We start from the raw sequence: 10771 nt of genomic DNA on the forward strand, positions 1-10771 counted from the left end.
CTGTAATTTTGGAACAAGATTGCATTGAACTTCAAAGACAGAAAATATGGAAATTAGCGTCAAATCAACATTTTTCATTTCACCATTTTCCATAACCCGAACTTTTGATCACGTTGTACCCACTTCCGCTTGAAAATTTCGAAGAAGAAATATAATTGCAGTGAAATAACACTATAGGGCACGTTCTGTTCGCTCTTCTGACCCCTAATCAAAGGTTTCACGCGTTCAGTGTTGAAAGATGCAAATCAGTTTCTTTCCATGCATCGGCAAAGCTTTCAGTATTTTAAATGAATATGCTCCAAGAAAACTGGCCATTGAATCAACGCAACTGTTGACGTCTCGCTTATTCATGCAGAATGAATGGGGCGTTCATGAAGTTGGTAAGTGCGTCTAAATGCCTTTTGAAACGCACTGGAAGATATTGGGATACTGTTGTGTGGTCTCGAAGGGAAGAAGCAGCGGATCTGCATCGCCCGGGCCATCCTGATGGACCCCAAAATCCTGATCCTGGACGAGGCCACGGCATTCCTCGACGCCGCCGTGGAGGACCGATTAAAGGAGACCGTCCGCGGCCTGATGAAGGGCCGCACCATCCTCATCGTGAGCCACCGGGAGCGCTCCTTCGATGATGCGGACCACATCGTCGTTCTGGAGAAAACCGACGGCCCCCACGGCGAAGGGGAAAAGACCGGCGCCCGTATCGCCTATGACGGGCCCCGGGAGGGATACCGGCCCTGAGATGGCCGTCACCGTCGCCGTCATCGACAGCGGGATCAACGCCTCCCACCCCCACGTGGGCGGGATCGCGGCCGGCGTAAGCTTTTCGACCGGCGCGGACGGCGCCGTCGTCCAGGAGAAAGGTTGCCGGGACGCGATCGGCCACGGCACGGCTATCGCCGGCGTCATCCGGCTTTACGCCCCCGAGGCCACCCTTACGGCCCTCAAGATCTTCCACACCGACCTGACCGCATCCATGGCGGCCCTGGTGGCGGCATTGGAATGGGCGGTGTCGGGCGGATTCCGCATTATCCACCTGAGCCTGGGCACCACCCTGGAGCGCTGCCGGAAGCCCCTCCGGAGCTTATGCGCCAGGGCCGCGGCCCAAAACACCCTCGTGGTCGCCGCCGCCCGCTCGGCCGACGACCCGATCTACCCCGCCGTCTTCGATACGGTCATCGGCGTCTACCAGTACCCTGCATGCCCGCCGGAGGGCCTCATCCACCACCCGGGCGTCCCCGTCAACTTCGGCGCCCACGGCCGGCCCCGCCCCATCCCAGGCCTCCCCCAGGAACGGAATTTCCGCGGCAGCAGCTTTGCCGCGGCCCACGTCACCGGAAGGGTGGCCGCCTTCCTCGAAGCGCACCCAGAGGCCGGGTTCGATGCGGTGATGGCGGCGTTGCGGGAACTGGCGGCGAAAGGGAATGTGCAATGAAGGGGGTGCTTGAAAATTGATAGATGCCGTCTGAGGGAGCCGCACGGGCTTGTTCGATCCATGGTGGAAGAAAATGGTGATTCGGGATTATTTCAACCAATTATCGAGATATGCTTTCGGCGCTGCTTGGAGGTCGGAAAGCAGACCTTCGCACCCCCGAAGATCTGAGCCGGTATTTTCGCCAGCGAGTGTTGGAGGAAGCCGAGGTGCAGTTTGCGGAAGGATGATATCATTCGGTTGCGGCACATGCTGAATGCAGCGTGCGAGGCTATCGGATTTGCACAAAATTGAACCGGCGTCGATCTGGCCCTTCGAGCAATGGGAGAGCGCGTTCGATCTGGAGTAAACTGATTTCATCATTCAACCCCACAGAAAACCAGACAAGCGAGGCAAAATCATGAAACTTTTTGAACAGGATGCGAATCTTTTTTTCGAGTTGATGTGGGCGCTTCAATATTTTGTAAATCAAAAGTTCAAAATTCTGCCCAATATCAAAAGTGTGGATGCCTATGTCGAGTGTTCCCCCGAGGAAAAAGCTGAAGTCCGGAACGCGCTTTATGCAGACATCAAGCTGATTGATGCTTTTGTTCAACAAAACCCGCAGCATTTTTCCGTAGAGAATCTTTCGCTTGTTTCCGGCTGGAAAAACTTTATTCCAGGGGATTTTCAAATTGAGCGTTTCTTGAAGCAATACGCCGTTTTCATCAAGGGCGGGGATGTTTTTGGCGTCGTGGGGCTTTATCAAGGGTTTGACGAACTGGTTCATCGCTCCCATCTTCCCCTTCATGTTCAAGCTGTTCTGCTGCCGTTCAAGGGGAAAATTATCTATGACGGCATGTTTCAGACGTACAATATCCATTTTGGTGGGGGGATTAAGCGTCGATTAAAAGAAACCTACATGACGGCGAAGCAGAACAATCGCATTATCGAAAACCTCGATGCTCCGCCACAGAAAACCGCAACGCCTGCGCCGGCCAAACCATCGAAGGATTGGGCGCCGGTATTGGACGAGCTTGCCGCCATGGCCAAAAAATTGCGGGGCCGATCCGGGGACCCGGCAATTTATGGTGCGGCATTCGGGTTGGCTAAGGCGAGCATCGAATTTGCGCAGCAATCGGTATCGGATACAGCCGGGCCGTATGATCTCCACCAATCCTTGAGGAGGGTGGACCGGGCATTGAGAAAAACGATTACGGTGCTGAATCGGGAAGAGCATTAGCCCGAAGAAGCTCAGGAGCCATATCCACGGGGCCTTGAACGCGGGCGCCCGACGGCATCCGCCGGAAAGCGGCGAACCGAATCCGGTGGATTTGTTTTAGAAAGAGAACTGACCCATGACCCAACGTTACGTTCACGGATACGATCACAGGGAAAGCTCGCGGCTGCAGGATCAGGCGTCGACCCTGGTGGAACTCCTCCACGCCGATACGGCATACCCGCCGGGGGCCAGGGTCCTCGAAGCGGGGTGCGGTGTCGCCGCGCATGGTCTACGTGGATGCCAGCCGGCCGTCGCTGGTGGACGGGTTTATCCGGAAAACCTTCACGGCCATGATCGAGGGGGTCCGCGATGCGGCCGTCGCGTCCCACCTCATCAGCCGAGAGGAGATGGACCGGGGCATCCGGGACCTTTACCGGACCGCCGCGTCCGACGGGGTTTTCTGCTACACCTTCTTCAAGGCTGTTGCGGTGAAGACGGATGAAAGCGACCCGGCTCCCGGGAGCGATGGATGAGCTGATGCTCAATTTCATCAAAACAGGAGGAGATGGGAAGCGATCTCTGGCGTATAGTCCTGCTCAACAAAGGATTGAAGCTCCCTGATTTTGAAAATTTTGTTTGGATCCGGAGATATCAATGGTATATTTTCCTATCGATTTTCCGGTGCCTGAAAACCGGATTAGAGAAAGGAGTCCCACATGACGCCGGACAATGCCGGATACAGCCCGTCCGGACGAAAATGCCTGACGATTGCTCCCCTTTTCCATATTCTCCAGGCTGCGACCATCTGGTTCCGGTCCACACCTCGGAATTCGATCGTCTTGACCGCGCCATTGGGGCGGCGGGTGGAAGGTTCCGTTTGCTGATCGCGCAATACAACCGACCCTATTATCGGGACCAGCTTGTCGAGAGACTGATCGCGCTGCATGTGAAAAGCCGGATTCTCCATGTTGACCGGGAAAACCCCCCGGATTTTCGTGCCTTGCAATCCCGATTAGGAGAACTGGCCGGGAAAGCCAGCGTGCTTCACGTCCTTGGTCTGGATATCTGGGCGTATGATCCTGAAAAGGAATGGCTTCCGTCTTTGAATTACCAGCGTGAATCTTTGACGGGACAATGCCCCATTCCAATGGTCTTCTGGCTGCCTCGGGGCCTCATCAGGTTGATGGCGCTTCAAGCTCCGGACATGTGGGCATGGAGAGCCGGGGTGTTTGATTTTTCAGTTCATGCACAAGTTGAGGTATCTCCGCATATCAAACCAGACAAACTTTTCCTGTCCGCGACAGAACGTGAAAGACGGCAGCAATGGATTCGCGAGTTGGACGCATATCTTGGTTCACGACCTGATATGGCGGCCGGATTGCGCGCATCCTTGTTGTGTGAGCAAGGTGATTTGTATGAAGCTATAGGAAAGAACGCAGAGTCCCTTGTATGTTATGAACATGCCCTCAATCTTTATAAAACCTTAAGTGATGAACGGAACATCGCTGATACGCTGAGTCAAATAGCATACGTTCTGTATTCACAGGGGGAGTGGGATAAGGCGCTTGACATGTGGCGGAATGAAGTTCTTCCAAAGCATGAACGTCTGGGGGATAAACGATCCCGAGCGGTAACGATGGGCAAAATTGCCGACATCCTGGAGGCCCGCGGTGATTGGGAAGAAGCTTGGCGGATTCACCGCGAAGAGGAACTGCCGGTCTATGAGCATATGGATGAACGATCCTATGCCGTGACGATGGGTAAAATCGCTGACATGCATCAGGCGCGTGGTGAATTGGATGAGGCTTTGCGGATTCGTCGGCAGGAAGAGCTGCCTGTTTATGAGCGCCTGGGAGATGTTCGAGCGCGTGCAGTGGCGATGGGTAAAATTGCCGATATCTATCGGACAAGAGGCGAATTGGATAAAGCTCTTCGTATCCTTAAAGAAGACGTGCTTGTTGCGTTTGAGCGATTGGGTGAAATGCGTTCCTGTGCATTGACGATGGGTCAAATTGCCGACATCCATCAATTACGTGGTGAGTTGGATGAGTCCTTGCGGATTCGCCGGGAAGAAGAGTTGCCCGTTTATGAGCGTCTGGGGGATAAACGCTCCATGGTAGTTACGCATGCGAACATTGCAATGGCTTATCTCAGATTGGACCCAGCCCGCCTTGGGGAAGCCAACCGGCTGCTTTGCCTGGCCCTGTCTGACGCGCGGCGCATGAAGATTCCCGAAGCGGACATCATCCAAAATATTCTGAACAGATATCAGATGACCTGCGAGGACGACGGATCAACCCCGGATTCATCTTAATGATGGTAGCGTATGATGTTCATCACTGACTTTCTGGCGAAGGCCTTCCTTGACGGCTCAAATTAGTCCTCTGTGGAACAGGAATTTTGATCCAGGGCGGCCGAGCATTATATTTAGATCAATCTGTTTTTTCTTTCAACCCGTTGCCATGAAAGGAGGGGAGATGGCCGAGCCTGAAAAGGTCTATCAATGCCAGACCGTCAATTGCGGATGTCTGTATGATCCCGACAGAGGCGACCGGCGGCGCAAGATTCCCAAGAACACCGACTTCAATGAGCTGCCCGAGGAGTGGTGCTGCCCGGTCTGCGGGGCCACGAAGCGACGGTTCCGGCCCCTGACGGGACCCGGGTCCGTCAAGGACGAGCATCAATAGGCCGCAAATCGGAATGATCCGGAAATAAAGATGAAATCCCTTGACTTCAGCGGCCGGTACGGTTAAAAATTTTAAGCATAATTTCCGGCAGAAGCCGGGAAACGTCGTGAAAAACCGGTGTACGTTCCCAGAGGCCGGCATCCGGAAGCATGCATCCCGGCGTACCCTTGGATCCCAAAAGAGTTGAAACAGGCCACGAAGGTCATCCCTTCCGAAAAGGAGGCGCCTTCGTGGCTTTTTTTATGGGATGACCGGGGCAGGTCCTAATAAGGAAACGGAATTGACGAAGCGGATTTGCGTGATCGACGGGCAGGGCGGCGGCATCGGGGCCACCCTGATCAAATATTTGAAAAGCGCCTACGGCGAATCGGTCGAGTTGATCGCCCTGGGCACCAACGCCATCGCCACCGCCTCGATGCTCAAGGCCGGGGCCAACCGGGGGGCGTCGGGGGAGAATGCCATCTGCCGGTCCGTCCTGGAAGCAGACGCCATCGTCGGCCCCTTGGGCATCACCTGGGCCAACGCCATGCTGGGCGAGGTGACGCCCCGGATGGCCGAAGCGGTCATGTCGAGCCCGGCCCCCAAGATTCTCCTGCCCCTGTCCCAGGAGAACACGGAGATCGTGGGGATGGTGAAAGAGCCCCTGCCACACCTGGTCGAGGCCGTGGTGGCGGGAAAAATAAAGGAGATGTTGCGCCATGTGTGAAGCCAATGCGTATCTGGTAAAGGAAAACACGGAAACCCTGATCATGGAATCCGTGGATCTGGTGGAGCCCGAAGGGGAAGGATCCTGGCGGCTGGTGGGCATTTTCGGCGATCAGAAGATCGTGAAGGCCCGCATCCGGGGCATGAACCTGGTCGACCACAAGATTCTCTTCGAGGAGTAAGGTCGCGGGTGGGCATCCGGCGTTGACGGAAGGTTCCGAAACGCCGGATGCGGCCCGAATGAGGATCGCAAACAAAATTGATTGGACAAGATTGCGCCGGATTTTGGGTCGTCTTCAAGGCGCGTCAAGGGTCGCATACTTTGGGTATCCGGCCTTTGGTGCAACACAGAAGACGGCCCATTAGACAACCAGGATTGTTCAATTAATTTCGTTTTCAATCCTGAGCCGAGGGTGAACCCAAAATGAGCGGATCGGCGCCTGCCGTTTCCGGCCCATTCAGACGCCCGCCGACACTTCAGGGGCCGGGTCTTTCGCAGTTCCTCAACTTTCCCATTGCAAAATGCAGTCAAATCTTTTACAGAAATTTACCCTTGTCGAAACCGATTACGGGGATTCCGCCTGATTTCACCTGAAAAATAGATATCGAGACATGCCAATGAGGTCTTACAAGATTTCATGTCACAGGGTAGGTATGGCCGACACGGGCCAACCCGAAATTATTCCCATATCGAAAAGCCTTCCCCATACAATGAGGATCCGGGCCGCGTTTGACATCCCGGCTGACAAAACAGGCAGCCTTTTTCGGGCTGCCTGTCGTGTATGGGTCGCAGGGTAGAACCCATCAGGTTTGTGAAAGGAGTCAGAATGGATAACGCTGCGTTACATAAGGCCCTGAATCAGAAAACCAGGGAGACGCTGGCCCAGAAAACCAGGGAGGCGTTGGCAGCCGGCGGCGAGGACCGCGTCCGCAAACAGCATGAGAGCGGCAAGCTGAGCGCCCGGGAGCGGATCGACATCCTCCTGGACAAGGGCAGCTTCGTGGAGATGGACCGGTTCAAGGTCCATCGATGCACCGATTTCGGGATGGAAACCCAGAAGGTCCCGGGCGACGGGGTCGTCACGGGCCACGGGCTGATTCATGGGCGCCAGGTCTTTGTCTTTGCCCAGGATTTTACGGTGTTCGGTGGGTCGCTCTCCCTGTCCCACGCCGAGAAGATCTGCAAGGTCATGGAAACGGCCATGAAGGTCGGGGCCCCGGTGATCGGCCTCTGCGACTCGGGGGGGGCCCGCATCCAGGAAGGGGTGATGAGTCTGGCGGGCTACGCGGACATTTTTCTGCAAAATGTCATGGCATCCGGCGCTATCCCCCAGATCACGGCCATCATGGGGCCGTCGGCCGGCGGGGCGGTCTATTCTCCCGCCCTGACCGACTGGATCTTCATGGTGGAGAAAACCGGCCACATGTTCATCACCGGTCCGGAGGTCATCAAGGCCGTCACCCGGGAAACGGTCACCAAGGAGGACCTGGGGGGCGCCATGGCCCACAACGCCGTCAGCGGCGTGGCCCACTTCGCCATGCCCGACGACGAATCCTGCCTCAACGGCATTCGGGAGCTCATGGCCTTCATGCCCCAGAACAACCTGGAGGGGCCGCCCCATCTGGACATGGGGGACGACCCCATGCGCCGGGACGAGGCCCTGCGGGAAATGGTCCCCGCGGACCCCAACACCCCTTACGACATGCGTAACATCATCCGGTCCAATGTGGACAGCCACTACTTCTTCGAGGTCCACGAGCATTATGCCAAAAACATCGTCGTGGGATTCGCGCGGCTCGACGGGGGCGCCGTGGGCATCCTCGCCAACCAGCCCGCCGTCATGGCCGGATGCCTGGACATCGGCGCCTCCCTCAAAGGGGCACGGTTCGTGCGCTTCTGCGACGCCTTCAACATCCCCCTCATCGTCTACGAGGACGTGCCCGGGTTCCTCCCCGGCATCCAGCAGGAGCACGGCGGCATCATCAAGCACGGCGCCAAGCTGATCTACGCCTTCTGCGAAGCCACCGTGCCGCGCATCACCCTCATCACCCGCAAGGCCTACGGCGGGGCGTACTGCGTCATGAACTCCCGGCATATCCGGGGGGATATGGTCATTGCCTATCCCACGGCGGAGATCGCGGTCATGGGGGCGGAGGGGGCGGTCAACATCATCAGCCGCGGCGACATCAAGAGCGCCGCCGACCCGGATGCCGAGCGGAAGCGGCTGGTGGCCGAGTACCGGGAGAAATTCGCCAATCCCTACAAAGCCGCCGAACTGGGTTACATCGACGACGTCATCGACCCGGCCGACACCCGTCCCCGAATCATCCAGGCACTCCGGATGCTCCGGACGAAGCGGGATGCCAATCCCCCCAAAAAACACGGCAACATCCCCCTCTAGAAAGGAAATTTCGCGATGTCATGGGATCAAGTATTTGAGCTGATTCTCAGCATTCTGACCACTCAGACCGGGCTGCCCAACCTGATGTTCAAGCAGGTGATCATGCTGGGGGTGGCCTTTTTCTTCCTGTATCTTGCGGTGGGCAAAAATTACGAGCCCCTGCTCCTGGTGCCCATCGGGTTCGGCATCTTCCTGGTGAACTTCCCCCTGGTCCCCCTCATGGGGTTTACCGAGCACGGCACGCCGGAGTTGATCCGGGCCTTCTATAAATACGGCGTGGAGTGGGAGATCATCCCCTGCGTGATCTTCCTGGGCCTGGGCGCCATGACGGATTTCGGTCCCCTCATCGCCAACCCCAAGACCCTCATCATCGGCGCCGGGGCCCAGCTTGGCGTCTTCGTCACCTACATCGGGGTGCTCTTCTTCGGCTTCACCCTGAAGGAGGCGGCGTCCGTCGGCATCATCGGCGGGGCGGACGGCCCCACCACCATCTACCTGACGGCCAAGCTGGCGCCCCACCTCCTGGGGGCCAATGCGCTGGCGGCCTATTCCTACATGGCCATGGTCCCCCTCATTCAGCCGCCCATCATGCGGCTCTTCACCACGCTCGAGCAGCGAAAAATCCGGATGCGCCAGCTCCGGCCCGTCTCCACCAGGGAAAAGATCCTGTTCCCGCTCATCGCCTCGGCCCTGATCATCCTGCTCGTGCCGGCCGTGGCGCCCCTGATGGGCATGTTCATGTTCGGGAATTTCATGCGGGAGAGCGGCGTGGTCAAACGCCTTACGGACACGGCCCAGAACGCCCTCATGAACATCGTGACCATCTTTCTGGGGCTTTCCGTGGGCGCCACCATGGAGGCGGAAAAATTCCTGAGCATGAAGCCGCTGCTCATCTTCGCCTTCGGGCTTGTGGATTTCATGATATGCACTGTCGGCGGGATCCTGACGGTGCATATCATGAACCTGTTCCTCAAGGAGAAGATGAACCCCCTCATCGGTTCGGCCGGGGTCTCGGCGGTCCCCATGTCGGCCCGGGTCACCCATTCCGAGGGGATGAAGGCCGATCCGGACAACTGGCTCATCATGCACGCCATGGGCCCCAACCTGGCCGGGGTCATCGGATCGGCGGCCGCGGCCGGCATGTTCATCGCCATGTTTCAGTAGGAGGAGTGCCATGAGAAATATTCTGTCGAAGTCGATTCATTGGTTGTCCCGCGCGGCGATGGTGGCGGCCGCCCTGGCCCTCCTGCCGGGCGAATCCGCCGCCAAGATCGCTCCCGTCTCCGGCGATATCGAGAAGCCGGCGCCCGCCTTCAGCCGGGAAGGGGAGGTGATCGCGGCCAAGCTCATCCCCCGGGCCAAGAGCACCAGCGTCACCATCCGGTTCAAGACCGCGGGCGGTAAGCTTGCGGCGGTCGAAGGCGTCGATTTCTACAAGGCGGATCGGCCCGAGGTGGATGTGAAAAATTTCAAGTCGGCCCTGTTCTCCATCGCCGTGGAGGATGTGCCCAAAGGCGGGGAGGTCCGGGTGTCGGTCATTTCGGATTTCTTCACCAAATCGACCGCCTTTCGTGTGTTCAACGAGCGCCTTCCGGCCCCGTGGTCCGATTCCCAGGCTGAAAACATCTCCCACCCGGACCGGGTCCGGGAGCTGATCGTGACGGTCCAGGACGGCGGCCCCCGGGATTCGGACGGGGCCGCGGACGGAAAGATCACCCTCGTGGGCGGCCCCCGGGACTCCTTCTGGGGGTATGCCTTGGGGACGCTCTTCATCCGGTTCTTCGGCATCTTCATCGTCCTTTCCATTCTGATGATCGGCATGATCCTTTCCGGGGTCTTGTTCCAGTATCTGGACCGACGCAAGGAGCGGCGGGCGGCCGCAGCGGCGGCGGTACCTGAAAGCCCGCTGGAAGCTCCGCCGGAAGCTGCACGGGAGGATGCGGAGCCCGAGCCGGAACCGGAGCCGGAGCGCGCCCCGGACATTCCGGAAACGGATGCGGCGGCCATTGCCGCGGCCCTTCACCTCCACCTTCTGGCCGGCCGGGCTACCCCCACCCTGCCCCTGGAGTCCGGCCATTCGGATTCATGGGCGCACGACGGCCTGAACCGAATCATGGGCGACCGGCTCACCGTCTTCAACCGCACCCTTCACCGCAAGGATTGAGAGGAGTTTTCCATGAGATACCAGTTGAGCATCAATGAACAGCCGTTTGCCGTGGAGATCGGCGAGATCGCGGCCGGATACGTCCAGGTGAGTGTGAACGGCCGCCCCTATACGGTCTTGATCGGGCACGGCGAGTCCCCGGCGGCCCCCGAGGCAGCGCCCCGGCCGTCGACCCCGGCCCCT

At 58.0% G+C, this 10771-nt stretch carries 11 protein-coding genes; all 11 read left to right on the forward strand.

The annotated features are described in order from the left end of the window. Positions 1–432: 432 nt before the first annotated feature. Positions 433–738: an ATP-binding cassette domain-containing protein gene (locus ACEW8N_RS03375; protein WP_373498388.1), complete on the forward strand. Its 306-nt coding sequence runs from the start codon at positions 433–435 to the stop codon at positions 736–738. 1 nt (position 739) lies between these two features. Further along, entirely contained in the window at positions 740–1432 is a 693-nt protein-coding gene (locus tag ACEW8N_RS03380) for a S8 family serine peptidase (RefSeq protein WP_373498389.1), read from the forward strand. 397 nt (positions 1433–1829) lie between these two features. Further along, on the forward strand, positions 1830–2651 hold the full coding sequence (locus tag ACEW8N_RS03385) for a hypothetical protein (protein ID WP_373498390.1): 822 nt from the start codon (positions 1830–1832) through the stop codon (positions 2649–2651). A 251-nt stretch (positions 2652–2902) separates the two neighbouring features. Further along, entirely contained in the window at positions 2903–3163 is a 261-nt protein-coding gene (locus tag ACEW8N_RS03390) for a hypothetical protein (RefSeq protein ID WP_373498391.1), read from the forward strand. Positions 3164–3195: 32 nt separating this feature from the next. Then, complete coding sequence (locus tag ACEW8N_RS03395) at positions 3196–4944, forward strand: tetratricopeptide repeat protein (protein WP_373498392.1); 1749 nt, start codon at positions 3196–3198, stop codon at positions 4942–4944. A 163-nt stretch (positions 4945–5107) separates the two neighbouring features. Then, positions 5108–5317 carry a rubredoxin gene (locus tag ACEW8N_RS03400; RefSeq protein ID WP_373498393.1) on the forward strand — a complete coding sequence of 70 codons (210 nt, stop codon included), beginning with the start codon at positions 5108–5110 and terminating at the stop codon, positions 5315–5317. Positions 5318–5564: 247 nt separating this feature from the next. After that, positions 5565–6023, forward strand: a complete 459-nt coding sequence (locus ACEW8N_RS03405; RefSeq protein WP_373498394.1) for a DUF3842 family protein — start codon at positions 5565–5567, stop codon at positions 6021–6023. Then, on the forward strand, positions 6016–6204 hold the full coding sequence (locus ACEW8N_RS03410) for a CooT family nickel-binding protein (protein WP_373498395.1): 189 nt from the start codon (positions 6016–6018) through the stop codon (positions 6202–6204). Before ACEW8N_RS03405 ends, ACEW8N_RS03410 begins: the two co-directional genes overlap by 8 nt. A gap of 645 nt (positions 6205–6849) precedes the next feature. After that, positions 6850–8424, forward strand: a complete 1575-nt coding sequence (locus ACEW8N_RS03415; RefSeq protein WP_373498396.1) for an acyl-CoA carboxylase subunit beta — start codon at positions 6850–6852, stop codon at positions 8422–8424. 15 nt (positions 8425–8439) lie between these two features. Further along, entirely contained in the window at positions 8440–9588 is a 1149-nt protein-coding gene (locus ACEW8N_RS03420) for a sodium ion-translocating decarboxylase subunit beta (RefSeq protein ID WP_373498397.1), read from the forward strand. Positions 9589–9598: 10 nt separating this feature from the next. After that, a complete protein-coding gene (locus tag ACEW8N_RS03425) occupies positions 9599–10588 on the forward strand; it encodes a hypothetical protein (RefSeq protein WP_373498398.1) in 990 nt (329 codons plus the stop codon). Positions 10589–10771 lie beyond the last annotated feature (183 nt).

This window comes from Desulfococcus sp., from assembly GCF_041737845.1.
In the GTDB taxonomy this organism is placed as follows: Bacteria; Desulfobacterota; Desulfobacteria; order Desulfobacterales; family Desulfococcaceae; genus Desulfococcus.